Source organism: Pseudomonas karstica, assembly GCF_009707515.1.
In the GTDB taxonomy this organism is placed as follows: Bacteria; Pseudomonadota; Gammaproteobacteria; order Pseudomonadales; family Pseudomonadaceae; genus Aquipseudomonas; species Aquipseudomonas karstica.
Window position 1 is genome coordinate 1 of sequence record NZ_WLYI01000051.1, and the last position, 26,295, is coordinate 26,295.

Consider the following 26,295-nt stretch of genomic DNA (forward strand, 5'->3'; position numbering starts at 1 on the left):
GTGGGGCTCCATCGAAACACTGGTGGTGAACGAGGTTGAGCAAAACCTGCGGTTTCAGGGTCAGTACTTCGACGATGAGACGAGGCTGCACTACAACACGTTTCGGTATTACGATCCGCAGGTCGGGCGGTTTATTACGCAGGATCCGATTGGGTTGTTGGGTGGGGATAATCTTTACGCCTATGCGCCGAATACTAATGGTTGGATTGATCCACTAGGCTGGTGTGTCACCACAACTGTCACTAGAGGTGTGGCAGGTCAGCCGCTTCGAGCTACTGCCACTATTACTGCGAAGGATTTAGGGACAGGAACTGCCACCAATAGCTCGTCGAGGATTTGGGCTCGCGGCCTAGGTAACGCCAATGATGACGCGGTCAGATCGTTGGCAAGCTACTTGGAGGCTCAGGCGGAAAAGATGGCGTCTTCCCTCAACTGTCGAAGATCAATCGTGGCTTGTTTCGGGATTTTGAGGGGGAGGTTGCTACTTTTGTCAGGAATCATGGACCTGTTGATGTTGATGTAAAGTTTGTTTATGGCTCTGGCGGGACCAGGCCAACCAAGATCGTATACGATGTATTTCAGAACGGTAAGACTGTGTTGTCGGACATATTTAGTAACTGAGGTTTTTATGTTGCCAGAAGAGAAAAAAGTTTTAAACGTGTTAAAGGAATTTATGGCCGCCATGCGTGATTGGGAGTGTGCTTATAGTCATGAGCAGCGGATCCTTATTGACTCCGACAAAGACAGCTCTGAGTGTGACAAGAAATATGAAAATATACTTCGAGAGGTTTTAGGACGATTTTCTGTTTCTAAAAGCAGAAATTGGGCTCGTCTAGCGGACCTGGGCTGCGGAAGCCCACCCACATATGATCCAGATAGAGATGTAATTGAGGCTCCCGAACTGGTTGGGGAAAAATGTGCTGTAGTAGTCCGTCAAACAGTTCGACTAAAAGCAGTGTATAAATTTTCCTTGCATGCCAAAGATGGAAGTTGGCTAATTGTTAAAAAAGAAACACTAAATGGAGATAAATGGAAACAGACGGCGCTTTGACTTAGTGTTGGAGGCCCCATGCAAACGCTTCCCTTGGTAAGGTCTATAGATGATGCGTGAGGAAAGGCTGAGGCAGAGTAGTTTGTATGTATATGAGCCTGGCAGTTATGCTCCAATGGTCCGCATCGAGCAAGCCGAAGATGAAGAGCAAAAGCAACCACTATGATCGCCGCCGGCGAACTGACCCGCACGCTGGACAAGCTACGTAGTGAAATCAAATACGAATACGAAGCCAACGGTCAGTTGCATAGCCGTGACACCGGCAGGCTGGTCGACAGCGAAGAGTTTCGCTACGACGCAGCGGCTAACCGTTTGAACTTCAACACCAGTCAGTTCGACCAGGTCAAAGACAACCGCATCAAGCAATGGCGCGATCAGGAGTATGCCTACGATGCCTGGGGCAACCTGATCGAGAAACGTAGCGGTAGGAATAAGCTGCAGACGTTCAGTTATGACTGTGAGAACCGGTTGGTCAAAGCTGAGACGCTGGTTAACAGCAAGCTCGAAAGTACTGAGTTCCTTTATAGTGGATTACTTTCCCGGCTGACTTTTTTCTGAGGTTCGTTCACCTGGGCTTCCAGTCGAGCAAGCCAGAAGGTTCCCAGCGACAAACCCCCGATGACCAGTGCAACCGCTGCGTGAGAGACCACCGATGCCCAATATTTGAAAGGGTCGCTGACCAGGGTGTAAGTCGTCCTGGGCCCCCACTTGTTGGTGGACAGGGTTACGCCGTCCACCAGCTCCTTACCAATACTGACGACCAACAAAACAGTGGTGATAACCAGAATATAGCCCACTGTCCTCGTGGCCCAAGCGCCAATATGAGCGTTAGCCATGCTATGTCCTCTTGAAACGCGCTTATGCCCAGCCACTACCCGTTTCTAGCTTGAGAATGCACGCGGTAGAGCAGTGTTGTAACTCAGTCGGAATAGCAACTCCAGATCGACGTGACGACTAATCTCGCCAGCGCGGAAGCTCACTCGAACATGAGGTTTTCCATGCTTCATGTCGAACGCAAGGAACTACCCGTTCTGAACCAGAATCTGGAACGCCTCTACCCAGGACGTTGACGGCTCCTATACCGCATATCGCCACCCAAAGGCCCATCCATCTCTTATGCTTTTCGCTCCCAGGTCGCGGGCAGCATCGCTTTTTGCGGTGACAGCATTGATGATTTCATCAGCTGTAACGGGGCGTTTAACCGAGCGGGGCAAGGCAACTTCTCTAGCGCTCAGCATTACAGTCATAATTCCTTGGTAGTTCCGACAGCATTGCCGCTTGCCGGGTGGCCGATAAAAGTTTCGTTGTCTTGAACAGAGCCAGTGGGCAGTGGCACTATCAGGCTAGTCGCTCGGGTTACACCATCGGTACAAGTTTTACGATTGATGATGACTTCCAGGTTGTTACTTCTAGCCGTTTCAACGACCTTGCCATAGAAGCGGCACTGATCCCCCTTGACCTCTTGAAGCGCAATCCTGTCGCCAATCGACGGCTGAGGGTTCTTGTTAAGCATTAACAATTCAATACCTGAGGTTGTATCAGCTGCTGCATGAGCGACCGAACCGGCCAGAATCAGAGTTACGGCGAGCATTAGTTTCATATTCATTCCTTTGATTATATGGACGCAAATACAAAGATAGGCGTCCTTCTACACACCTGGTCCTACGTTGGCGCTGGGGCTTGAGGTGTACCAGGGAAATTCTTGGCTAATCAGCTTTCTCAAGTTCAGCAATGGTTTCAGCGAATGCTTTGTCATGAAAACTGGGCTTTTTCTTCCACGGCTGTCGCTCGGGTTCACGCCCTCCTGCATACACCGTGACTGAGTTTGGATTTTCTTGGAGATGCTTTTCAAGCTGATCTTGCAGTTGCTGACGTAACTCTTCTTTAGTCATTTTTTTTGCCTATTTATCCTACCGTACAGTAATCATGCGTGGTGTCAGATTTTGAAATACCTGCGACGCTCAGGAAGTTGGTGCTGCCTTCTGTAGTCACGCATCCAAACCGAGGACGGCCTACCTATTAGGTATCAACGTAGCTTTTCAGCCAGTAATGCAGTTGCCCGGTCTCGTCGTAGCCATGCGTCCCGCGCGTATATGGCTCTATTTTTTCGCGCCGGCGTCTTTTGAGGGCTGCCCCTGCAGAAACACCGGCCATGGCTGCGACTGTCCTGTCGGGTAGTTTCCCCAAGAGATGCTCGTAATCGTCGAGTGGCGATACAGTCGAACGCTTCAAAGACTTTATCCCTAACCGAGTACGACGCTCTGTGACCGCCGCTTTGGATACACCGGCTATGTTGGCGATATCCTGATCGGGTACTGCTCCTAAGAGCTGGTCGAAAGCTGCCAACCTGGATATTGGAACATAGGCGTGGATCTTAAGTGCGGCCCTGCGTTGTTGGACGGCAGATACAGATACTCTTGCTAAGGCTGCCACATCGGGGTCTGACATTTTGCCCAACAGAGCATCAAAGCCTCCCTGTGACAACAACGACTTCTTAGGCACTGACAACACCTCACTGCTACTGGATAAAGAGTAGTCCAAGGGGCCAATCTTTGGTGGCTTCGCCATGTAAAGCAGACATCCTGAAAACCTTGAAACTGCAGTTTCAGCGGTGACGCCGACGGCGTAGGGGTTACCTACTGATCGACAGCCGTAGAGTCTCCAAAAAACTTCACCAAGTACTATCCAGCAGGATTATACCCCCATTTTCTCTCTTGGCAGACGTGATGGATGCGATCTCGCAGTTCGGGAGGGAGTTCTTGCTAATCACGTTGGCGTGCCATTTGCTTGAGGGCGATTAAGTCATCAGGGCTTTGTGTCTTTGGTACCAAGTACATCACGAATGTTATCGACAACGTTGCTGTCTTTAATCACGTCGTTCAGCCACCCCTCAAGCGGCATATTGCCCCACTTGATGGCGCGTTCGATCAGGTAGGGCACGGGACTCTGCGGCTCGGTGTTCTTGAAGAACTGCGCTACGCTCGCCAGCATGGTGAACGCTTCATCGCGAGTGCCTGGGGTGGTGCGTAATGTGGCCGATGATGGAGCTTGTTGTGAGGACATTGCAGCACCTGCTGGAGGGTCTTCATCGATTTGAGGAGCGCTATGGGCGACTAAGACTTGCGCAGGATTGAGTTCGATTCCTCGATCCTTCAATAGCTTCTCGACCAGTTGTGCAACTCGGGACAGGATCTCGCCAAGTGCGGCAAAGCTCGGTGCGTCACGTCCGAACAGGGTGTCGCAGGTGGCCTGGAGCTGTTGGCAAGCCTTGAGGCTTGCAGCGATCTCCGTGGCTTTGAGTCGAAGGTGATCCGAGTCGGTAAGAACGACCGAACGCTGGAAGATTTCCGCGTTGATCTTGCCTTCCTCAACGGCTGTTCGCATTGCCTGGGGGTTCTGCAATGCGAGGTTTTCCACATGGCGGGACTCGTCATAACGCAGCAGGCTGAAGTTGTCCCCCTGGGTAATCGGCAATGCACCGGCCACATCGACCAGAGAGGCTTTGAGCCAGGCAAGACGCGCGTTACGCTCTTCAACACCGTCTTCAAGCGTGGGATACAGATCGTCCCAGAACGCCCGCAGAATACGTTCGGCCAAGGTCAGGCCAAAGTGAATGCCAATAAAGTGATATCGGTGCGCCAGGCCTTCCGAGAGCCAGGCAACCAACATCAGGTCTTTACTCTGTTGAGCAAGCCCTTGTGCGGCCAAGGTGATGGTCAGATCCCAGTCGGAGGATTTGAGTTCGGTTTGCCAGTCACCTTGGGTCAAGTAGTCGGGATCTGCTCGACGAGCTTCTTTGATTTGATCGAACAGGGTGGAAAAACTCAGGTCTGTACCACTTCCCCCGTCGATAGGGGTCGTCAGTTCAGCCAGCGAAAGGCCGTTGAGAAATTCAGACATAGATAACTCTGCTCAGGATGAAAAACACCGTGCCGAGTGCCGGCACGGTGTTGAGTACGGGTAGACTTCGCTGCCCGAAATCGCCAAATACTTAAGCGAAAACCTTGTTGGCTGTGCGATCCCAACCGCCGGTGACGTTACCGCCGCCCTGACCGTCCGCACGGCTCTGTTGGGTGTAGGTGGTTTTGATACGCGCGAAGTTAAAGCTGATTTCTTCGATCGGCAGGTCGCTGACAGCTTTGTCTTCACCTCCTTGACTGCCGCCGGCAACGGCCTTGACGGAAGATACCACCACTTCTTCCAGGTTGATGGTCAGGTAAGTCAGCTTGTCGCCGCCTGCACGGTTGACGTTCAGTTGGATCTTGGCGATGTGCGTACCCTTGCAGCAAGCTTCAAATAGCTTCGCCGAGGCTTTGTCGACGGCTTTGCGGATGCTGAAGTCGCTGAGCGCTACGCGCTCGGAGGATGCACCGCCCGAGGAGCTGGCAGTAGCGGAAGTGGCTTGGGTTGCGCCGTACTCGTAGCCCAGCACTTCGATCCAGTCCTTGTGCTTATCGTCCAGAACTTCGCCTGGAATGCCGTCGATTTGGATGTATGCGTCAAATGCCATTTTTAATTTCTCCATTCACTGTTTAAGAGTTGCATCGACCTGCAAACAGGTCACAGCTCTTGCTTTAACCTTCTTGAAAAGATCAAGACAGGCTTCTTTTGCCGGTGTTCCGGCCACGCAATGCGATGGTCAAAACACCGGTATTCTTCTAAAGAGCGTGCTCAGTTGAGCGCGCGTACTTCGATCTCTACCCGTCGATTGGGCTCCAGGCACTTAATCAACTGGGTCCTGGGCTGCTGCATGTCGCATTTGACCAGGGGCTTCTCGCTGCCTTCGCCGACGACGTCCACCAATTCGGTGGGCACGCCTTTACCGACCAGATAGGTTTTGATCGTCTGCGCCCGCTGCTTTGAGACCGCCAGATTGCTTTGTCGATCCCCCAATTGATCGGCATGCCCGGCAATGATGATTTTTCCGATGTTTGGGGTGCTCAGCAGCTTGCCAGCGATAGCGCTCAACTGCGCTTGCCCTTCGTCTTTCAAACTTTGGAAATCTGCGCGGCCGAAGGCGAACAAGGTGTCGGACTCCAGGGTGATTGTCTCGATCGAACGCAGCGACTGAGTCAACAGGCTGTTGATGTAATTGCGCGAGCTGGAGGTGAGGAACGCGTTATCAAGGATACGTGGCACGTCCGGCTCGTGAATCTGATCACTGTAGAAATTGATCTGGCGGCTGGCATATTCGTAATCCTGATGATTACCTGCGGTATTGTTCTGGCCGATGGTCATGCCGGTCTGGCGGGCAATCGCCGGATACCAGTAGTCGGGCATTTTCGCTTTGAGGAACGCCGGGTCGGCCTTCTCTCGCTGGGCGCGCGACAACATGATGTAGGTGTCCAGGGTCGCCGTGCCGAAGTCGGCGATGGATTGCGCACGGTTGTCCGCCGGCAGGGCCTTGGGCTCCACACTGTCGATACCGGTCACCGGGAGCAACTCCTTGGAGTTGCGCTGATACACCTTGATGGTGGTCAGCAGGTACAGCGAACGGGTGAGGTTGTCGGCGGTCGGCTTGAGCATCACTGTTTCCAGCCGCGAGAAATACCGGCTGCGCAGCAACGGTTCGATGTCATGACCCTGATAAAGGCCCATGCGCATGCGCAGTGGCACACCGTCTTCATGGTGCTGGCTGTAATAATGCGCGGTCCATGAACGCATGCTGTCCAGCGTATGCCAGGCGGTGTATTGGTTGGTGCTGGCGCGGTCATCAGTGGATGCTTGGGCAAGCTCGCCAGAAAGGGCCTGGATCGTGCTTTTGTTGTTCCAGTAAGACCAGCCCCACACGCCGCACAGTAGCAGCGCCACGGCGCCAAAACCGCCGATCCAGGCCGCCTTGCGCCGGCGTTCGCGGTGGTTGGTGGTGTACAGCGCCACCAGATGCTGGTCGGGAATGATCACCTTGCGGAACAGGCTATTGATAAACAGTGCCCGAGGGTGCGCGTGGCCGCTGGCTTGCTCCTGATCTCTTTCCAGCGAGAAACGTTCGGTAACCTGGCGGGCATGGCCACCCATTTCCGGCTGATCGGCATCCAACGCGCTGGTGAAGTAAAAGCCGCGTAGCAGTTCGGCACTTTGATATGGGTTAGCCCGTAACAATGCATCGACGAACAGTTGCATACGCGGTTTCAAGGCCGCCAGTTCCAGGGGGAAGCGGTACACGGACGAGTTCTGGCGGGTGACCTGAATATCCTGCAGCACGAGTTGCTGGCTGGCCACGGTCTGCCAGTAAGTAATCAGCTCATCCATCGCCACACCGAAGCGCTGGCCCCAATCGGCCTGCTCAAACCCTTTGTGGGAGAAGGTTTTGCCCATCACTTCGCCGCGCGCAGCGTCATCCAGTTGGCTATAGAAGGGCGCAAACCCCGGCACCAGGTCGCACTTGGTGAACACCAAGTACACCGGCAGCCGTACTTCCAACAGTGCATGGGTTTCCTGGATACGTTCGCGCAGGCGCTTGGCAATACGCTCCTGATCTGCCAGTGAGGATTGCAGGATGTCGTGGATGCTCACCGCAACTATCAAACCATTCAGTGGTCGACGCTGGCGGTGTTGACGCAGCAATTGCAAAAACGCTCGCCATTTGCCGGCTTCTTCCTGGTTGTTCATGTAGCGGCCTGCAGTGTCCAGCAACACTGCTTCGGAGCTGAAGAACCAGTCGCAATTGCGCGTGCCACCAAGGCCCGCGACCCTTGCGCCTTCGCGCTCGGCATACGGGAAGTTCAGCCCGGACTGATACAGCATGGTGCTCTTGCCTGCCGCAGGCTGGCCGATCACCAGATACCATGGCAGGGCGTACAGAGCATCCTTGGGCCGGGTACCGGGCTTGTGAGTGTTCAAGCGTTCGATGCTTTGCAGCAGGCGCTCGCGTAACAGGCTGACCTCCTCACGGTCCGCCGGGCTTGCGTTCAGCACGGCCTGGTCAGCGTCCTCGCGCAGCAGCCCTTCAAGGTTGTGATGCCGGGAGACGCCGCGATACAGCAGCACCACATAGCCGGATGAAAGCACCAGAAACACACCGATCCCGGTCAGCAGGCTACTGACCGAGTTGAAGTCGAACGCGCGGCCAATACCCCATACGATGAAAATCGTCAGGAAGAACAGCACCCCCAGGATGTAGGGTTGGTAGCGCAAAAAATAATATTTGATTCTGTTCATACGGACTTCAAATCCAGGGCATCGACAAAACGGTCGATAACATCATAAAGAGGGCGGTCGATTTCAGGAAAAGCATGTACACGGTGGTGCTCATCGAAGGCGTCAAACGGCGCCAGCACATCGTAATTTTCCAGGCGCTCGCCGGTGCCAGTCAGCACCCGGTACAGGCCATTGCTGCTGCGCGAAGCAAAGCACAGCAGTTTGGGACGCATGAAGTCATCGGCCAGCACGCTGATTTGCGGCGCGGTGCCGGCGTCCTTCATGCGCGTGAGCCAGTTGATCCACAGGTCGGCGGTTGGGTTCTTCAAACCCTGTTCGGCCGGCAGGGGCAGGGAGATTGCCATGCTGCTTTTTTGTTGCATCGGTTGTTGCAGGGCCTGCAGGCGGGTGAGCGCCGCATTGCTGACAAACTCCGGGTATGAGTCCTCCAATGAGCGGGTGATGTCGCGCAGATTGAAGTTCACCAGAAACTTGTCGTGCACGCGCCGGAACAGTTCAAAGTCCTGAGCCTGCAAAGGACGCAAGGCTTTGATGCGCTCAAACAGCACCGAGGTGCTTTCACTCTGGGCCGCCATATGCAGCAACGGCTTGATTTGCCCGCAGAACAATTCGCTCAGGGTAAACGGGTTCACCAAGGGCTGGGCTTCGCTGGCCTTGAGGATCTGGAAGATAAAAAACGGGTAGCGCCGTGCGCTGAAGTCCTGCGAGCTGATTAGCCCGCCCAACAGCCAATTGCCGTTGCGCGCGCGGTAGCTGAACAGACACACCGGCAAGCGATCGAACAGCTCACGCCAGTCTTCGCGGTGCTGCATGGCCGACAGGGCACCTTGCAACCACGCGTCGAACTCGCAGACTTCTTCCGCCGCACCGTGCAGGCTGACGAAATCCGCGCTGGCAGGCACTTTGCCGAAACACCCAATCACCGGCGGCACTCCTGATCCATGGTTTGAGCCCTCACTTGGCGCTCAGCGCGCTTAACGCCTTGACGTTGGCCAGGTCGGTAAGCTTGACGCCGCCGTAGTTGCGCACGGTCAGGCTGACCGGGCCGCTGGTGGTGCTCCAGCGGAAACGCTGCTGGATGCCATCGAGGTCTTCGACCCGCGCACTGTCGTTCATACGCAACAGACCCCAGCGTCCCGGATAGTCGAACACCGTGACGCGCTCGCCGCTCAGTGTCACCACATCAAGGCGTGCGCCTGGCGCCGTGGTGGTGCCCGGCCAGGAGAACCGGCTCCAACTGGTCTTGCCGTTGCGGTAGTGCTGCACCTGGCCGTCCAAGGTGAAGATGATGTCGGTGAAGTACGCCGACGGTTCCAGCATGATTTCGAAACCGTTGTCGCGGTCCGACAGACTGGCGATCACTTCACCCAGCGAGCTGGCCTTGTCGATGCTGTTGACCATGCGCGGATTGACCAGCGGAGCCGACTTGGCGCCGCTGCTCATGCCCAAGCCTTCGCCGCCGGCCAAGTTGCCTATTTCGTTACGCTTGAAATTTGGTAACAGGCCCGACTGCGGGTCGACAAAACGCTGCAGATCCTTGACCGACGCCTCGTTGCGGCTGCCCGCAGCAATCGGGTAACGATGGGCCATGACTTTTTCCCACGGCTTGGCAATCTGCTGTGCCCAAGCCTTGGCAATTTGTTCGCCCGCCGGGTCGCGGAGGGTTTCCCAGGTGTACTGGATCGGCAGGCTGAATAGGTTTTGCAGCGAACTCGACAGGCCGCCCTGGCTGGTGTCGATCGTGGTCTCCACATAGTTGCGTACGCCGGTGACTTCGCTTGGCTGGCCTTCCAGGGTTTCGCTGATCAGTTGCTTGCTGCTTTTGCCGACGTCTTGCGAGCGCTGGATGTTGTTGACCCGTACTTTGAGTTTGCGCAGCGCGGCCAGGTAGCGATCCATGATTGTGCTGTCTGCACCTTCAGCGTTCTGTGCAGCAAACACCCGTGATACCGGCTCGAAGCGCTTGGCCAGGCTGCCATCATTCACTGCGGGCAGCGGCGAAACCAGCGCGCTAGGGGACACGTCGGAGGGGTCGAATACGCCGGAAACCTTGCTCCAGAAACTGTCCTCACGTTTGGTGCCCGGTTGCTGGGTCTCATACGACTCGGGCAGGTCCCATTGGGTGTTATCGTTGACCGCCGACAGCAACCGTTTGACGGGGGAGTTCTGCACGTCACTGAGCAGCGAGAGCTGTTGTGTGGCGTTGGCCATATCGGTGAAGTGACGTACGCCGACACTTCCCACCAAGGTGTACCACGCTTGGGTGTAGTCACGTTTGTAGCGCGCCATGAACTCGCGGATGAAGTTGGCTTTCTGCACCACGCTGTCACCACCGTCGCCGTCCAGTACCCAGTCGGTTTCATTGTGCAGGTTGCTCGAGACCAACTTGATCAGCTCCGGCTTGACGAACTCGTCCCAGCCCTGGCGGGTGAAAATCGCCGGCACAACTTCGGTGCCGTACAACACCCGGCGCCCCGGCAGCGGCACTAGGTCGCTCAGGCCAATCGCAGGGAACTGACGGCTGGATTCGAGTTGCAGGCGCAGGTATTCACGGTCCACCAAGGAACTGGAGATCATGAACGACTTGAGGCTTTTTTGCGTCTCGCTGATCAGTTGTTCGTTCCGCGGCAGCGTCGGCGCTTGGCCATTCTTGAGCAGTTGCACATAGACCGGCGCGTTGTCCTGAATTACTTTGTCGCTGATTGGGTTTTCCTGGCTGAGGGTGTTCGCCCAGGCGACTGGCAATGCAGCGCTAACAAACTCGGCTTCCGGGTGCGCGTCAGGTTGGGTGAGGATCAGGTAAAGCTTCAGCGTGTTGTACGACTCGATGATAGACGCGACCTGACGCTCATCCAGACGCCCCAGCATCTCTTCTGATAACGACAATCCGCCGGTGGTGGCGGACAGTTCTGCGGCGTCATTGGCGGTGGCCGGATTGCGAAGGGCTGCGAGGGTGTTATCACGCGCTTGTCTGGCCGAACCCTTGACGGCGCCGGTGAGTCGCTGGGTGATATCGCTGGTGCTGCGTGGAATGCTGCCCTGGTTCAGCTTCAGCCTGGCACTCCCGGCTAACTGCTGCGTGCTAGCGGCCGAAAGACCTTTACGTGCGCCCTTGACAGGCTGCGCCGCCGTGGCATTTTGCAGGTCCATGGTATTCGCGAACTCATTGAATTCGCGCAGATGCCGTTGCAGGTTGAGGGTGATTGGCTCCAGCGCGTGGGTGCGTAGCTGCTGCAGATACGCACTTTGGGTGGCCAGATAAATTTCATCGCCATGGTACAGGCCGCCACCCAACCGCAGTGGCACGCCTTCGTCGCGGTAGCGTTCGATGGCTGTCATCTGGTCACGCAACAACTCCAGGCCTTGACCGGATGCAAATAACTGCTCGCGATCCGGCGATTGCTGCAGCTCGCTGAGTTGTTGGCGCATGGACGCCAGCCACTCACGGTTATTCTTGAATGACACGCTTTCCCAGCCGATGAATACTAGCCCGGCGAACAGCGCAAGGCCAATCATCATTGGGCTCAGCGACGACTTGCGGCCGAACCGCGATTGGTACAGCGACAGGTCGCGATCGGGGAAAATGACACGGCGGAACGTATCTGTAATGAAGTAGCTGCGGTCACCGGTTTTCTTCGTGCTGCCGTCGTCCGGGATGGCCTGGTCGGCCTGCGGATGTAAGGCGAAAGATTCGGCAAGGTCATCTTCAAAGACCGGGCTCAATTGCTGGTCGGTCTGCAACGCACTGGTGAAGTACAGGCCGCGCAGCAGCAACGGGTTGGCGCGATGGGTGTGCTGCGCGAAGTGCTGGAGGAACTGCTCAAGCACACCCGCTAGTTCAGCGAAGTAGTTGGGGAAGTTCAACAGCGCACTGTTGGCGTCAGCGCCGAGGGCAATCATCTGTGCATCGACGTGGCGGCGAATATGCGCGTGCAGATTGGCCAGTTTGGTATCCAGGACGCTGCGCAAACCGTGGTTGCGAATCTCCGACAAACCGAACGTCATGCCCAGCGGTTGCTGGCGTTCGTTGAGGTCGAGGCCTTCGAATGCCTGGCTGAAGCCGGGCAGTTGGTCGGTCTTGCTCAGCATCAGGTAGATCGGCGGATTCACGCCCAGGCAGTCGACGTATTCCCCGATGCGCGACACGAGTTGTGCGGCCAAGGCGTTACGCTCATCCGTGGAGGAGGCGAGAAGCTCAGGCAGGCTTACCACCAGCACCAAACCGTTGACGGCGGTCTTGTTGCGTTGCTTTTTCAGCAGACGCAGGAAGTCGGCAAAGTCGCTGGCCGACTGATCGTCGCGCAGGTAGCGCCCGGCGGTATCGATCATCACGGCGTCAGGGCTGAAGTACCAGTCGCAGTGCTGGGTGCCGCTTTCACTGTCATTGGCGCTGCTGGCGATGCTCGCAGACAGGCCTGAGCGACTGAGCAGCGAGGTCTTGCCCGCAGCAGACATGCCGATCACCAGGTACCACGGCAAGTCGTACAGCGCCGAAGAACCGCCGCCCCCCGCTGCGCGGTCGGTACGCAACATGGCGATGGCGTGCTTGAGCCGTTCGCGCAGCACTTGCTGGTCGCGGAACTCGCCGGCGGACTTCAGCGAGCGATCGACTTCGCGATGCACCAGGTTCTCAAGGTTGTGCTCAGCGCGAATACGCTTGTACTGGCGCAGCACGATAATTAACACATAAAAGGCACTGATCAAAATCAGCGCCTCTGGCAAGTGGCCCTGCAGCAGCGGTACACGAGGTGCGGCGATCCAGCATGCCAACAGGCTCAACACCCATAGCACGGGGATGAGGAACCAGAAACTTTTCAACAAACGCAGTAATGTCTTCATGTCTTCCTGACCCGGTTACCTGATCTGTGCTCAGGCACTGAACAGTTGGCTGATTTGTTCTGCCAAAGCGGCGACGTCCTTGCCCAGCAACCAGTCCAGCGTCAGGTAAACAGCGACGCAGACCAGTGCAATGAGCAGCAGATACAGCCACACGGGGACTTCGTGACGAAGCATTTGCGAGACTTGATCGGGCAATGCCCAGTCTGGCGACAGCGCTTTCGGGGTTTTTCGGTAGCGGGCAATATCTTGGCCGAGGGTGTTGGCCAGGTAGCGCAACTGGTCTTTTTGGCCGAGGCTGAATTTGCCTTCGAAACCCAGCGCCAGGCATAGGTGATAAACCTCAAGCACATCCAGGTTGGCTTTCACGTCACCGCGCAGCGATTCGATCTTTTCAAAGAAACCTTCACCCGCCAGGTGCACGCCGAAATAGCGGAACTGCAACGGCTGCAACTCGAAGTGGCTGCGCAGGGCGTTATCGCCGGAACGCAAGACGCTTTCGTCGAGGAATGCACACAGGGCGTACTGGGTGTCTTTGACCTGCTCAACGCTGTAGCTGGCACTGCGTGCGTCGCGCTCCAGCGTGTTGAAGAAGCTGTCGACACTGGCTTCAAAGGCACTCACCGATGTTACCTGCCGGCCTCGGCGAACGATCAGCGCCATGCTGATGAAGTCCTGCACAAGATCTTTGAGGGTCGACTTTTCGTGCGCCGAGGCTACGGCGCCTTGCATCACGGCTTCGGTCATTTGAGTACCGCCATCAATTCAAGCTTGAGGTTGGTGAAAGCGCTGGGCGCGTAAAAGGAGATAGCCTGGGCATTCATCATTCGCTCATACACCCGTCCATGAGGCTCGATGGAGAAATAATGGTTATCCAGGCGCACCGGGATTGCGTTAGGCAAGCGCGTCGAGTGGTTCAGTGTGACGCCCGGCATGGCGCTGTTGACCACCACTTCGATATCTTCCGGCGAACCCACCTTGATCGCGCGTGGCACCAGTTCCAGCAGGCTGGAACCGGGCATGTCGGCATGCACCGAAATATAGAAGTCGGCTTCGGTCAAGCGTGGGTCGAGTAACTGGCCCTGCCAATAAGACGGCTTGGTTTGCGTCAGGTTGATGACAATGCACTGGTTCGGGATCACGTTGTCGAGCAACACCCGGATCATTTCGTCGAGCTTGACCAAGGAGGCCGCCGGATCGTGATGGTTATATTCGGGGATGTCGTTGAGCTGGGTGTCCAGAGAAAACGTCAAGAGGCCACCGGCAAGCTCCGCGAGGAACAGATACAGGCGCTCGGGGTGCAGGCGTGGGTGGGCCAGCAGGTGCGCCAGATTCGGGTAAGCACGATTGACCGTATTCAGCAGCCAGAACAGGGTGACGTCGCTGGAACCGAACTCGGCGATCTGGTCGGCGCGTTCTCGACGACGGCCCGACAGCGCCTTGCTCTTGGACTGCAAGGCGCCGAGCAGACGCTTGCCCAGGCCTACTAGGGTTTGATGGGTACCGACATGCAATGTCGGGTGCACAAAGTGCGCATCCAGGTTGAAACCGCCAACGTTATTGCGCGACAGCCGAGCAACCGGGCAGTAGCTGTAGCCGTCCAGGTTGTCACCGTCGATCAGCATCACCACGTTCAGGCGCAAGCTGGTGATTTCGTTTTCCAGGTCACCCTCATTGAGGTCGGGCAGGGTATCGAACTGCTTGCGAAAACGCCGAGCGCTTTTTTGTTCCTGGCCGTCCTCGACATAGTTCATGCCGAACGGCTCCGGCAGCTTGAGCGCGGCATATACCTTGAGATCATTGCCCTTGAGCAACTCCTTCAAGTCCCGCGCGGCGGGTAGCGGGTCGTGCTGGGGCGCGTCAAACAGGCTGCCATCGGGAAACACCAACTTCAGCCGGGTCATGCGCAGCGTGCCGCTGGCCAGCGCCTCTTCGTCAATCTGTAGCGTTTGCACGCCCCAGTGAAACGGCGTGCTACGCAGCGTCGATTCGGCCAACTGATGTTGGTGAAACTCATCCTGATACTGGAAATGCTGTGGCAAAAGGAACATGCCTTCTGACCACATCACACGGCTTTGCTTACTCATTTAGCGCCTTCCAATAAAGAATTCATTTTCGTATCAGCGGTCTTTTTTACGGCGCCGTTGGCCATATCTGTCGCTTGCTTTTGCGCTATGTCACTAACCGGCTTGGGTATCGCCGGGGTTGTCGGGGTGTTGGGCTCAGCCAACGGATCCTGCGTCTCGGGTACGTTCAGTACATCCACGCCGCGCACCGCTTGTACCGAATAGAAGTCGGCCAGCACTCCCACGCCATCGGAGGAGAACCAGATACCGTCCTGGCGCAACGAGTTGGCATCGAAGGCGATCTTCCATTGGCTGTCTTCGTCGCTGCGGAAGAACCCTGCAACGCCCACATACCGTGTGGCTTTGTTCAGCGGCCAGATATCGGTCTGGCCCATGTCAGGCAGCAGCACGATTTCACGCTCCTCGATCAGCGTATTGCCCAAGGCTTGCTGCGGTGCGGCCGACAAGTCGTCGGCGGATACCGCGGCAAAGCGCTCCAGCGAGCTCAACTGGTAGATGTGCAACACCACCGACAACGCCTTGCCGGACGCGTCCAGGTTGAGCTGATTGCCGGCGTAGGTGTTCAAGATCACCTTTTCGTTGTCGCTGTAAAACATGTCACCCATCCAGGTATCGTCGGCGCGTTTGCCGATGCGGTCGGTGACGCCACACCCGGTGAGCATCGCCGTCATTACCAAGGCTGCCACGCAGGCCGTCAGGGCTGACTTTTGCTTCTTGTCCATAACTGCTACCCGTAGTGATCGATCAAGCCAGGCTGTAGGTGAAGTCACCGTCGCTGCCCAGTCCGATGGTCAAGCTTTCAATCGGTTTGTCCTGTGCCATCCGTTCCAGTACGCGCTGAGCCAGTTCCGGCATCAGGGTTTTGGAAAGGATGTTGTCGATGTTACGGGCGCCGCTGTCGACCTCGGTACAGCGCGAGGCAATCGCTTTGACCAATACTTCGTCGTAGCCCAACTGCGCCTGGTGATTACGTTCGAAGCGCTTGCGAATACGCGCCAGTTTCAGAGCGACAATGCGTTCGAGAATCGCGTCCTTGACCGGGTAGTACGGCACCACCGTCAGACGGCCCAGGAAGGCCGGCTTGAACACTTGGTTCAGTTCGTCACGCAGCCCTTCGACCAGTTGCTCCGGCGTCGGTTGCTCCTCGCTGTTCAGGCACCACTGCATGATGTGGTCGGTGCCGGTGTTGGAGGTGAGCAGGATCACTGTGTTGCGGAAGTTGATCTCGCGGCCTTCGCCATCGTCCAGCACGCCTTTGTCGAAGACCTGGAAAAACAGCTCAAGCACATCCGGGTGAGCTTTTTCCACTTCGTCGAGCAGTACCACGCTGTAAGGCTTGCGGCGGACCGCTTCGGTCAACACGCCACCTTCGCCATAGCCGACATAACCCGGCGGCGAACCCTTGAGGCTCGACACTGTGTGGGCTTCCTGATACTCGGACATATTGATAGTGATGACGTTACGTTCACCGCCGTACAGGGTGTCGGCGAGGGCCAGCGCGGTTTCGGTCTTGCCGACGCCGCTCGGGCCGAGCAACAGGAACACGCCGATTGGCTTGTTCGGGTCTTCCATGCGAGCGCGGGAAATCTTGATGCGTTTGCCTATTTCCACCAGCGCGTGATCCTGTCCCAGCACGCGTTCGCCTAACAACGCTGGCAGGCGTTGCACAGTGTCGATTTCGTCGCGCAGCATCTTGCCCAGCGGGATGCCGGTCCAGCCGGAAATCACTTCGCCAATGGTCCCGCCGTCTACCAGCGCGTGGACCAGTGGTTGCTCGCCTTGAACGCTGATCAACTCTGTGCGCACGGCGGCGATTTCGTTGGCATCCGGTGTACCGCTCTCCGGCGTGCTCAGCGCGCCAAGTTTTTCTACCAGTTCGAGCTCACGCTTCCACTGTTGCTCCAAGGTTGCGCGGGTGGTTTGTTCGGCATGCAGTTGTTCAGTCAGGGCGCTCAAGCGGCGAGTGTGGTCGCTGCCTTTGGCGGTTTCCTGTTCCAGCACGGTAATTTCGGCCTGGAGGTTGTCGATTTGCCGTTTGCTATCTTCCAGTGGCCCAGGCTGCGCCGACTGGCCGAGGGCAACACGGGCGCACGCGGTGTCGAGCACGCTGACGGCCTTGTCCGGCAACTGGCGGCCAGTGATGTAGCGGTTGGACAGGCGCACGGCCTGCACCAACGCTTCGTCCATCACGGTGACCTTGTGGTGCTCCTGCATTTTTGCGAGCAGGCCACGCAGCATATGAATAGCTTTGTCTTCGTCAGGCTCTTCAACCTTGACCACCTGGAAGCGGCGGGCGAGGGCGGCGTCTTTTTCGAAGTATTTTTTGTACTCGGCCCAAGTGGTGGCGGCGATGGTGCGCAATTCGCCGCGAGCCAGTGCCGGCTTGAGCAGATTGGCGGCATCGTTTTGTCCGGCCTGACCTCCGGAACCGATCAGCGTATGGGCTTCATCGATAAACAAGATGATTGGGTGCAGGCTGCGCTTGGTTTCTTCGATTACCGACTTGAGGCGGTTTTCGAATTCGCCTTTCACTCCGGCGCCCGCTTGCAACAAGCCCAGGTCGAGGGTATGCAAGGCCACGTCCTTGAGTACCGCCGGTACGTCGCCCTGGACGATGCGCAGCGCCAAGCCTTCGACCACGGCTGTTTTACCCACGCCGGCCTCACCGGTAAGGATCGGGTTGTTCTGGCGTCGACGGGTCAGGATATCGACCATCTGCCGCACCTCGAACTCGCGACCGAGCACGGGGTCAATCCGGCCATCGCGCGCACTTTGGGTGAGGTTGATGGTGTATTGATCCAGCGCCGGGGTCTTGCCGTTGCCTTTCACCGAACTGCCGCCGCTGGTATTGGCGCTTGCCAAAGGCTTGGCTAGCTTCGATTCAGTGCTGCTTTCAACCAGCGCATTGAAATTCAGGCGCAGGTCATCCGCGTTGATTTTTTCCAACTCAGGCGCGGAACCGATGATCACCCGGCGTAATTCGGCATCGTCGAGCAATGCCTGCACCAGGTGGCCGGTACGAATCTGTGCCTGACCGAACTCGATAGACGCCAGTACCCACGCTTGTTCGATCATCCTCGTGATATGTGGGGACAGTGCAGGTGTACGGGTATTGCCCTTTTTGAATGTGCCCAGGGCTGTCATCAACTGCGCTTGCAGGCGATCCGGTACGACATCGTAGTGGCGCAGGATGGCTGGCAGATCGTTATCGTTGGTATCCAGCAACTGCAGCAGCAAGTGCTCGACTTCGACGTCGTAATGGTTTTCCGAGTGGCACAACGCCGCGGCACCTTCAGTGGCGGTGCGGCTGTTGTCGTTCAACTTGGCAAACAGGGACTTCAGGTTCACAGGCAGACCCCATCAAAAGGAATGTGGAAGAGGGCGCAACGGGAGGGTTCCACGTCGACACCGGGGCGTTTGAGCCAGCCAAGCCGGCCCAGGGAAACGTTGCCTTTACGGCCGAGGCTGGCAACAGGTACGGCTTCGCGCTTGAGCTTGGGCGCCAGTTGAAAGTCCAGCTCGGCGCCAACATAAAAGCGCACCAGCTCGACCAGCTTCTGGTAATCCACCGTGCCCGGCTGGAAGCGTTGGTAATCGGCCAGGTCCAGAGGGCCCAGCTCGATGCACACGCATGACTGATAGTCCCAGACCCGGTTGCCAGCGACGGCGCTTTGCCCGAGCACGGCGTTCTTGCGGCCCAATTGGGTGCATTGGCTGGCGTCCAGGTGCAGCCAGCGACCGGCAAACGGCTTGACCTTGAAGGGCAGCGAAAAATAGAAGCTCAGCATCACTTGCAGGTTCAGCGTGTTGCGCGGCTTTTGCGCGAACATCCCCGAGAAGTAGCTGAACAGCTCACGGCGCAGCGGTGAGGCGCCCTTGTCGAATTTCTGCTTTTGCGCTTCTGGCCCGAAACCCACGAGGTTGAGCAGGTAGCGGTCAAACCCGGAGGTGCCGTTGCGTTCGTACTCGATGTAGAACTTGTACTTCTGCCAGGCTTCGTAAAACAGCGTGGTCATGCGGTGCGAAAAGATGTCGAGGAACGCATGCGCCGCGTCATCGCGGTACTGGATATGGCGTTCCATCAACAGCTCGGTATACGGGCGCGGCAGTACCCCGGAAGGTCCGACCAGGCCCATGAAAGTCACCTGCACCTCGGTCAGCGGCAAGCCCGCCGCCGACACATTGCCCGCGTGCTCGAACTGCAAGTCGCTGACTTCACTGGCAGGGAAGTTGAGCGACAGCTGCGAGCGAAAGCGCAACGGATCTTCGTGCGGCCGGGTTTCCAGGTCCATGCGCCCGGTTCTGCTGTAATGCAGGCGCAGCAAGCGCACCAATTGAAAGAATTCGAATCGGTGCGGCTCGGCCCTGGCCTGGTCGATCAGACCAGGGGTTGATCGCCGGTTCGCGGGGGCCATTGGACCACTCTCTTTTCGCGCTGCAAGGTGCGAAGGGTTAATTGGGTAAAGCTGTTCATCGTGCAGTACTGACCGAAGAAATGGTCGAGTACCATGCCGAATAAAAACACACCACTGCCGGTGTATTGGCTTTCGTCGAATTCTAGGGTGATGCCCACGCCGCGTACAAAGTTCGGGCGCGGGTGGCCGATACGCGCAACCACCGGCTCGCTGGTGACCGAGACGATGCCGTTGATCTGTTTGCGGATCGCCGACAGGTTGCGGTAGTTGTAGAGCGAGAGTAGTTCCAGCAGCACTTCGCGTCCGTTGGACACCAGCGACATGTGGTTGAGCGAGAGATGTGAAATCAATCGCCAGATCACTCCGTTGCCCAGAGGCACACGCACTGTCGCGGTGGGTTTGCGCAGGCAGCGGATGTCCTTGATGACCGAGTTGGCCGGGATGTTGAAATCCCCGCGCTCGCCGCCAAACGGCAGCATCAGTGGCAGGTCGCGGTTGCTGCAGGTCAGACGAATGCTCAAGGTGTCGTTGTTCGAGTCGATCATCTCCAGGTTGCGATCTACCACCCGGATAAACATGTTCGAGCCATCGCGTTGCTGAGTTTGCACGGCACGGCGGCGGGCAATCCAGAAGCTGCTACCGGGGCCCTGGTCGCCCCGCGGTTCAAAGAACGGGTGGCAAGTACCGACCTGATCGGTGCCACCGACTTTTTTCACGCGGCGCACGCGGTCAATCGAGACCACTTCCGAAGAGCTTTGCAGGCGCACATCCGGCGTCACCGCGTACTCATGCTGGGCATGGGTCAGTTTGATCGGCTCGGCCTGCTGGCGGAACAGGTTGATGATTGGTGTGCAGTTGAGCTTGAAGTTATTACGGCCGATATTTTGCGTCAGGCGTACCAGGCGGTCCGTGAGGTCGTAATCGGAAAAGTAAAAGTTGATCTCGACGCTCTCCACTTCCTTGCCTGCAAGGACGCGTGCAAACCCGGAGAGGTCGAAGAACATGAATTTATCGGGGAAGGTGAAGTATTCGTGGAGCAGCCGATAACCCAAAAACGAGCGTTCCGAGTAATCCACCAGGCCTTCGTCCAACTGATAACCGACTGCCTTCAACGCGCCGGCGGGCAGGACTACTTCGCGGGTACGGTCTCCGTCCTTGAACGACAAGGTGGCCTTGGCCAGATTGTTGAACAGCAGTTCGTACAGCTGCAGCATCAGCGTGCTTTCGCCGTCGAGGAAAAAGCGCAGGCTGTCCAATTCCATTTTGCCAAACAGCACATCCGAAGTGGCGGCGAGGCCAATACGCAAGCGGGCTACCAGATCGGCGCTATGACCGTTGAACGCCGAGCGCTCCATCTCGATGAACGACGCCTCTTGCACTGCCACTGGCCACAATTCCACCGGGTAGCAGGTGCGGAATTTACATACCACGCCGTCTATCGGGTTGGCGTGCAGTTCAGTGTGGCGGGCCACACGGTAGGATTCAGTGACCTTCTCCTGCTTGCCCAGGTTGAACTCCACAATCGACATTGACGGAGTAGGGCGCAGGTAGTGGGGGTACAGCACTTCCAGAAAGGCTTCGACGATTTCCGGAAACTCGTCATCGAGTTTTTTATGCACGCGCGCCGACAGGAACGAGAAAGCCTCGATCAACCGTTCGGTGTGTGGGTCTTCGCAGTTATCGCCCTCGATGAGCAACCGCGAAGCGATTTTCGGATACTGGCTCGCAAACTCCTGGCCCAAAAAGCGCAGGTGCGAGAGTTCCTTTTCGTAATAGGGCAGCAGATCGTCGAGCATCAGTTGAGATTCTGCACTTTGTATTCCTGGGTGTTGACTTGCAGCACCGCATCGAAGGAGACCTGACGCGAAATGTCCTGTAGACGCAAAACTGCATCCACACGAAATGTCAGCATGCGTTGGCCGGTTTGTTGTGCGAGCAGCTGTACTTTCACGCTGCGAAAGCGTCGGTCACCGACCGTAATGGCTTTTTCCAACTGACGTTGGATCAGTAGGCGATCCTGGGGGTCGAGCACGCTCTTGCTGGTGAAGTCGGGCATGCCGTAGTCGAGGATGGTTCCGCTCAGATTGGCAAAACGATCCAATTCGCCCGCAACCAGGGACTGGCGGGTATTCACCAAGATCTCTAGGTCACGCACGATGCTGGACTTGTAATCGGCCAGCGAACACAAGCGCTGCGATGATGCTTCAGCGGATTGATGCGGGCGATCATCCAGCAATCGATCCAGCAATGAAGGCAACAACTTGTGTTGACTCATGGTTGCCTCCCTGGCAGCGTTCGATTAACCGCGAGTTGACGGTGGCAGTTCTGCGACCAAGCGCAACGAAGCAGTCAGTTCGTCCAACTGGTAGTGCGGACGCAGGTAAGTCACAGCCTTGTACACCCCAGGTTTGCCCGGCACTTCAAACACTTCGGCGCGGGCTTCGCGCAACGGGAACTTGGCCTTGGCTTCCTGACCTGCGGTGTCATCCAGCAACACATAACCCGACAGCCACTTGTTGAGGAACATCTCGACGTCTTTGCGCGAAGCGAAGCTGCCGATCTTGTCTCGCATGATCGCCTTCATGTAATGAGCGATACGCGAAGTGGCGAAAATGTACTGCAACTGCGCGGAAAGGCGCGCGTTGGCGTTGGCGATGTCGGTGTTGTATTGCTTCTGCTTTTGTGCCGACTGGGTGCCGAAGAACGCGGCGTAGTCGGTACCTTTGCAATGCACCAGTGGAATGAAACCCAAGTCCGACAGCTCTTTTTCACGGCGGTCGGTGATTGCGATTTCAGTCGGGCATTTGAGCGCGATTTCACCATCGTCGGTCTTGAAGGTGTGGGTCGGCAGGCCTTCCACCAGGCCACCGCCTTCCACGCCACGAATTGCCACACACCAGCCATAGCGCGAGAACGCATCGGTCACCCGAGTGCCCAGCGCATAAGCGGCGTTCATCCACAGATATTTGTTGTGGTCGCGACCGTCGACGCTTTCGACGAAGTTGAATTCTTCCACTGGGGTGGTATCTGGGCCGTAAGGCAGGCGACCGAGCACGTGGGGTAGGGTCAGGCCGACGTAGCGCGAATCTTCCGAAGCGCGGAACGACTTCCACTTGGCGTATTCGACAGTGTCGAAAATCTTCGCCAGATCACGCGGGCCGGACATGTCGGTGAAGGAGTCCCAGCCGAACAGCTCAGGCGACGCTGCGGAGATGAACGGTGCGTGCGCTGCAGCTGCAACGTGGGAGATCTCTTCGAGCAAGTACATGTCTTCCGGGTTGCGGTTGAACTCGTAGTCGCCCAGCAACATGCCAAATGGCGCACCGCCGAAGGTGCCGTACTCTTCTTCGTAGATCTTCTTGAAGAGAGCACTCTGATCGAATTCCGACGAGGCCTTGAGGTCGCGCACCAAGTCTTTCTTCGACGCGTTGAGCAGGTGAATCTTCAGCGTGGTGCTGGTTTCGGTCTGATCGACCTGATACTTCAGGCCGCGCCACGAAGCTTCCAGTGACTGGAATTCACGGGCGTGCATGATTTCGTTCATTTGCTCGGAGAGCATCGCGTCAATTTCCGCGATGCGGGCGTCAAGCACGGCGATCAAGTCCTTGCTCGGCGTCATTTCGCCTTCAAGGACCTGGCTGACCAGTTCGCCAATCAGGTCACGGGTGCGGGTACGCTCGGTTTCCGAACGGGCCACACGGCTTTCGGAAATGATGCTGTCCAGTAGAGACGACTGCGGGGCGAAGTTTTCCACTTCTACCAGATCGCTGTCCTGTTGAGTCACGGTTTGCTTATCGGTCATCGCCAGGCTCCTGCTTACGCTTTACGATCAGTGGGAGGAACAGCTGCTTCACGGCCAAATTCCTTGCCCAGGGTTTTCAACTTCTCGGTGTTCTGCAACACGTCCATCAACAGCTCTTCAAGCTTGTCGTTGCCACCCATCTTGTTGCGCAGGTCTGCAAGCTTGTTGCGTACCTCCAGCAACTTGCGCAACGGCTCGACCTGACGCACCACGTTCTGTGGTTCGAAGTCTTCGAGGGCGTTGAAATTGAGTTCCACACCCAGTTGCGTGCCGTTTTTAACCAAAGTATTGTCGACACGATAAGTCAGGCGCGGCTTGATGCCCTTGAGTACACCGTTGAAATTGTCGCGGTCAATGAAGATGAACTTGCGATCTTTGAGCTTGGGCAGAGGCTCCAGCGGGTTGCCGGAAAAGTCTCCCAGTACCCCGACGACAAAAGGCAGCTCTTTCTTTTCCTGCGCGTCGCCAATGTCCACGTCGTAGGTGATATGGACTCGAGGCGCACGAACGCGGTCGAGTTTATGCTGGGTACTTTCCTTCTTTGCCATCGTGATCTCCTGTGCGAGCAACTCGCTGAAAGTTATTTTCGCCTCGGCTCTATTATTGGCCGAGAGCGTTACAGTCCTTCGACCGTCAGCAGCAAGCGCTGACGGATTTCATCGTCCATTTCCAAAATATTCTCTCGTCCCACCAGCTCTTCGAAGCTAGTGTTGCCAGCAATCTGAGTGCTGTTGCGGATGACGGTCTCGTCCGGCAATTCAGAGCGTACGGGAGAGCTGATGATGCAGAACGGCAGGTCACCAAAGTCCTTCAGACGCTCGAAGCTCATCGGGAACCGCAGGCCTTCCAGCAGGCGACTCAGGCCGGGAGACTTACTCAGACAATAGAACAGCACCAGGTAATGCACCACGAAGCGGTACAACTCGGCGTTGCTGCGATTGGGGTCTTTGATGATGGTGCGAAATTTCGCCAGGTCGAATGAGCTGAAGCCCACCACCCAGCGCACTGGGCTGGTGATGCGGATAGTTTGTCCGCTTTGCGAGAGTACCTTGTCGTACTCCAGCGCAAACAATTGTGGCGTTGTGCTGACGAGGTTAAGTGGCACCTCCAGTTCATTAACCAACTGGAAAGGGGCGGCTGAGCCGATGCGGTCGTAAAGCTCCTTGAGCTCTTTGAAATGGTGTTGGGTTTCCCGCCCACTGCTGCGTTGTGCGCCCTGCAAGTACTCACCGAAGAGTGTCTGCGGGCGAATAAGCAGCGCAAGGGTGGACAGGTAATCCGAGGCTTGCGCCTTAAGCGCATCGGAGATGGCTCGGGTCTGCCTTCGCAGCTTGATCAATGCTTCAACATCAAAGGTATGAGTCATCAGTACATCGTCCTTGAACCCATCTCGACAATGCCCCACCGAATAGCGGGGAAGGAGAGGAGCTACGAATTTCTCGACTGCACGCCTGTTCACATCATGCATTTGGCGAACGGCGGCATCACGAAATTGCACTGCACGAAATAAGTGAGAGTGCGGTGCTGGCATAAAGATGGCGACTAGCCATCGTCTTGGTCTATGGCAATATTTAAAGTCTTTAAGTTCCCATGAAAATGTATTTTTTCTTGTTTCTGCTATAGGTAGCAATGATATCTATGTGCCATCATTTTGTTGGGTGGACATGAGGCCGGTATAAAAGTTCATATATTTCAGCAAGATGAGTAATTTTCTTGCAGAGTTTTTCAGATTGAATGAAGCGAAAAAATGTGAATTTTTATCAATCTGCGTTTTTGTCACAAGGCCGATACTACTGTTGATTTGTTTAAAGTGACGTGTTTATTTTCATAAGGAGATGATGGCAGCCATGGAGTCCATGACATGCGGCTGGGAAACATGAGTTAGCGGGCGGGGTTTCGCAGGCCATAAAACAGGTATCTGTGGGTCGCGACCGAATGCGGCAAGGCGAGTTCCAGAGCCGGAGAAGTCAGGTCATAAGAGCTTTATAAGGTACACCCCAAGTCTCGTCACTGTACGGGGCTGTGGGAGGACACCCATTTTCGCGTCCGCGAAAACAAAGGAATGACGACATGTCCATCGCAATCAGAATGCAGCGTTATATGAAATTCCCTGCTTTGCTCACTGCTATGACCTTATTGATGATTGCTAACATTGCTGTTGCAGAACCGAATTTCTGGGTGTCTGCTGACCGAGTGGCACGCCATACCTGCCCGTCCGTTAAATGTGGGGTTGCTGGTCAGCTAATGTTCCGCGAAGGAGTCGAGGTTTTGGAGACGAAAGGCGATTGGGTCCGCGTAACCAAGCCCTACTCGGCTTCTTGCTCGGGGGGGGATCAGTGAATACGTAAAGAGCGGTAATTCTGCGTGCGTCGCCAGCAACGGTATTAATAATGGGCTGTTCTCAGAGTGGGTGTCCACAAAGTCGCTTACTAAAGACAGGCCAACAGATCCAGGTGAGGGGGCGACCGGTGACGAGGTGCTAGTCAAAAGCTCGGACGATTACCGTCTCTACCGAGCCCAGTTCACCAAAGCCGCCCGTGAGCTCATAGACAACGGTACCTGCACCGCCGGTGACTTCGACGAAATCGGTGGATGGATGGCATCCCCCGCCAAAGGTCAAGGTATGTATTTCATGTTCTGCGGCGGTATGACCACAGCCAATCGACTGTATCTCGACGTGCGTTCGGGAAAAGTAAGTCGTTAGCCGGTTCTAAACAGAGTTACCACCTGCAAGACCAAATGAATAGGGAATACGCAGCACTTGGGGATAGTCATTGACCGCTTTACCAATGCAGTTACAACATAAAGGAAAAGCGGCTACCGCGCCCGGGGGGCTGTTAATCAGGTCGACAAATCACCCTGTCCACCACCAGCGGCACGAATAACAGAAAAATGCCATGAACGGCCCAGGGCCCCTGCGGTAATGATCGATCCTGAGGAGCT

22 protein-coding genes and 2 pseudogenes are annotated in these 26,295 nt (G+C 56.4%); 5 read left to right on the forward strand and 19 right to left on the reverse strand.

The window, feature by feature from the left end; genetic code table 11:
- The 4 genes and pseudogenes from GIR22_RS26690 to GIR22_RS26545 form a co-directional block, all read left to right on the forward strand.
- Window positions 1-220: pseudogene (locus GIR22_RS26690) on the forward strand (RHS repeat-associated core domain-containing protein); the annotation flags it as partial.
- Between the two features lie 158 nt (window positions 221-378).
- Window positions 379-621: a DNA/RNA non-specific endonuclease gene (locus tag GIR22_RS26540; protein WP_343039664.1), complete on the forward strand. Its 243-nt coding sequence runs from the start codon at window positions 379-381 to the stop codon at window positions 619-621.
- Between the two features lie 7 nt (window positions 622-628).
- Window positions 629-1,051, forward strand: coding sequence for an NTF2 fold immunity protein (locus tag GIR22_RS24640; protein ID WP_178122452.1), 423 nt, complete (start codon window positions 629-631; stop codon window positions 1,049-1,051).
- Window positions 1,052-1,222: 171 nt separating this feature from the next.
- Window positions 1,223-1,597 (forward strand): annotated as a pseudogene (locus GIR22_RS26545) (RHS repeat domain-containing protein); the annotation flags it as partial.
- Here GIR22_RS26545 and GIR22_RS24650 read toward each other — a convergent pair.
- The 19 genes from GIR22_RS24650 to GIR22_RS24740 form a co-directional block, all read right to left on the reverse strand.
- Window positions 1,573-1,887 (reverse strand): hypothetical protein, encoded by a 315-nt coding sequence (locus GIR22_RS24650; RefSeq protein WP_154745886.1) that lies wholly within the window; start codon window positions 1,885-1,887, stop codon window positions 1,573-1,575. The pseudogene GIR22_RS26545 and the gene GIR22_RS24650 overlap by 25 nt on opposite strands.
- A gap of 407 nt (window positions 1,888-2,294) precedes the next feature.
- On the reverse strand, window positions 2,295-2,651 hold the full coding sequence (locus tag GIR22_RS24655) for a hypothetical protein (RefSeq protein WP_154745887.1): 357 nt from the start codon (window positions 2,649-2,651) through the stop codon (window positions 2,295-2,297).
- Between the two features lie 106 nt (window positions 2,652-2,757).
- Window positions 2,758-2,943, reverse strand: a complete 186-nt coding sequence (locus GIR22_RS24660) for a hypothetical protein (RefSeq protein ID WP_154745888.1) — start codon at window positions 2,941-2,943, stop codon at window positions 2,758-2,760.
- Window positions 2,944-3,070: 127 nt separating this feature from the next.
- The gene (locus GIR22_RS24665; protein WP_154745889.1) at window positions 3,071-3,619 is read right to left on the reverse strand and encodes a hypothetical protein; all 549 of its coding nucleotides are present in this window, start codon (window positions 3,617-3,619) and stop codon (window positions 3,071-3,073) included.
- Window positions 3,620-3,856: 237 nt separating this feature from the next.
- On the reverse strand, window positions 3,857-4,951 hold the full coding sequence (gene tssA, locus GIR22_RS24670) for a type VI secretion system protein TssA (protein WP_154745890.1): 1,095 nt from the start codon (window positions 4,949-4,951) through the stop codon (window positions 3,857-3,859).
- 91 nt (window positions 4,952-5,042) lie between these two features.
- Window positions 5,043-5,561 (reverse strand): Hcp family type VI secretion system effector, encoded by a 519-nt coding sequence (locus GIR22_RS24675; RefSeq protein ID WP_154745891.1) that lies wholly within the window; start codon window positions 5,559-5,561, stop codon window positions 5,043-5,045.
- Between the two features lie 161 nt (window positions 5,562-5,722).
- Window positions 5,723-8,212 (reverse strand): type VI secretion system membrane subunit TssM, encoded by a 2,490-nt coding sequence (gene tssM / locus GIR22_RS24680; RefSeq protein ID WP_154745892.1) that lies wholly within the window; start codon window positions 8,210-8,212, stop codon window positions 5,723-5,725.
- Window positions 8,209-9,135, reverse strand: a complete 927-nt coding sequence (gene tagF, locus GIR22_RS24685; protein ID WP_178122453.1) for a type VI secretion system-associated protein TagF — start codon at window positions 9,133-9,135, stop codon at window positions 8,209-8,211. The genes tssM and tagF overlap by 4 nt, the downstream gene beginning before the upstream one ends.
- A 31-nt stretch (window positions 9,136-9,166) precedes the next feature.
- On the reverse strand, window positions 9,167-13,051 hold the full coding sequence (locus GIR22_RS24690; RefSeq protein WP_154745893.1) for a type VI secretion protein IcmF/TssM N-terminal domain-containing protein: 3,885 nt from the start codon (window positions 13,049-13,051) through the stop codon (window positions 9,167-9,169).
- A 30-nt stretch (window positions 13,052-13,081) separates the two neighbouring features.
- On the reverse strand, window positions 13,082-13,795 hold the full coding sequence (icmH, locus tag GIR22_RS24695; RefSeq protein WP_154745894.1) for a type IVB secretion system protein IcmH/DotU: 714 nt from the start codon (window positions 13,793-13,795) through the stop codon (window positions 13,082-13,084).
- Window positions 13,792-15,135, reverse strand: a complete 1,344-nt coding sequence (gene tssK, locus GIR22_RS24700; protein WP_154745895.1) for a type VI secretion system baseplate subunit TssK — start codon at window positions 15,133-15,135, stop codon at window positions 13,792-13,794. Before tssK ends, icmH begins: the two co-directional genes overlap by 4 nt.
- Entirely contained in the window at window positions 15,132-15,857 is a 726-nt protein-coding gene (gene tssJ, locus GIR22_RS24705) for a type VI secretion system lipoprotein TssJ (RefSeq protein ID WP_154745896.1), read from the reverse strand. The genes tssK and tssJ overlap by 4 nt, the downstream gene beginning before the upstream one ends.
- A 22-nt stretch (window positions 15,858-15,879) precedes the next feature.
- Window positions 15,880-18,483, reverse strand: a complete 2,604-nt coding sequence (gene tssH, locus GIR22_RS24710) for a type VI secretion system ATPase TssH (RefSeq protein ID WP_178122454.1) — start codon at window positions 18,481-18,483, stop codon at window positions 15,880-15,882.
- Window positions 18,480-19,550, reverse strand: a complete 1,071-nt coding sequence (gene tssG / locus GIR22_RS24715) for a type VI secretion system baseplate subunit TssG (RefSeq protein WP_154745898.1) — start codon at window positions 19,548-19,550, stop codon at window positions 18,480-18,482. Before tssG ends, tssH begins: the two co-directional genes overlap by 4 nt.
- Window positions 19,514-21,346: a type VI secretion system baseplate subunit TssF gene (gene tssF / locus GIR22_RS24720; RefSeq protein ID WP_154745899.1), complete on the reverse strand. Its 1,833-nt coding sequence runs from the start codon at window positions 21,344-21,346 to the stop codon at window positions 19,514-19,516. The genes tssG and tssF overlap by 37 nt, the downstream gene beginning before the upstream one ends.
- Window positions 21,346-21,825 (reverse strand): type VI secretion system baseplate subunit TssE, encoded by a 480-nt coding sequence (tssE, locus tag GIR22_RS24725; RefSeq protein WP_154745900.1) that lies wholly within the window; start codon window positions 21,823-21,825, stop codon window positions 21,346-21,348. The genes tssF and tssE overlap by 1 nt, the downstream gene beginning before the upstream one ends.
- Window positions 21,826-21,849: 24 nt before the next feature.
- Entirely contained in the window at window positions 21,850-23,352 is a 1,503-nt protein-coding gene (gene tssC, locus GIR22_RS24730; protein WP_154745901.1) for a type VI secretion system contractile sheath large subunit, read from the reverse strand.
- Between the two features lie 14 nt (window positions 23,353-23,366).
- The gene (gene tssB / locus GIR22_RS24735) at window positions 23,367-23,900 is read right to left on the reverse strand and encodes a type VI secretion system contractile sheath small subunit (RefSeq protein WP_154745902.1); all 534 of its coding nucleotides are present in this window, start codon (window positions 23,898-23,900) and stop codon (window positions 23,367-23,369) included.
- A 68-nt stretch (window positions 23,901-23,968) separates the two neighbouring features.
- Entirely contained in the window at window positions 23,969-24,718 is a 750-nt protein-coding gene (locus tag GIR22_RS24740) for a hypothetical protein (RefSeq protein ID WP_154745903.1), read from the reverse strand.
- Between the two features lie 704 nt (window positions 24,719-25,422).
- Between GIR22_RS24740 and GIR22_RS26150 the strand changes: the two genes are divergently transcribed.
- Complete coding sequence (locus GIR22_RS26150; RefSeq protein ID WP_218581678.1) at window positions 25,423-25,692, forward strand: hypothetical protein; 270 nt, start codon at window positions 25,423-25,425, stop codon at window positions 25,690-25,692.
- Window positions 25,693-26,295: the final 603 nt, after the last annotated feature.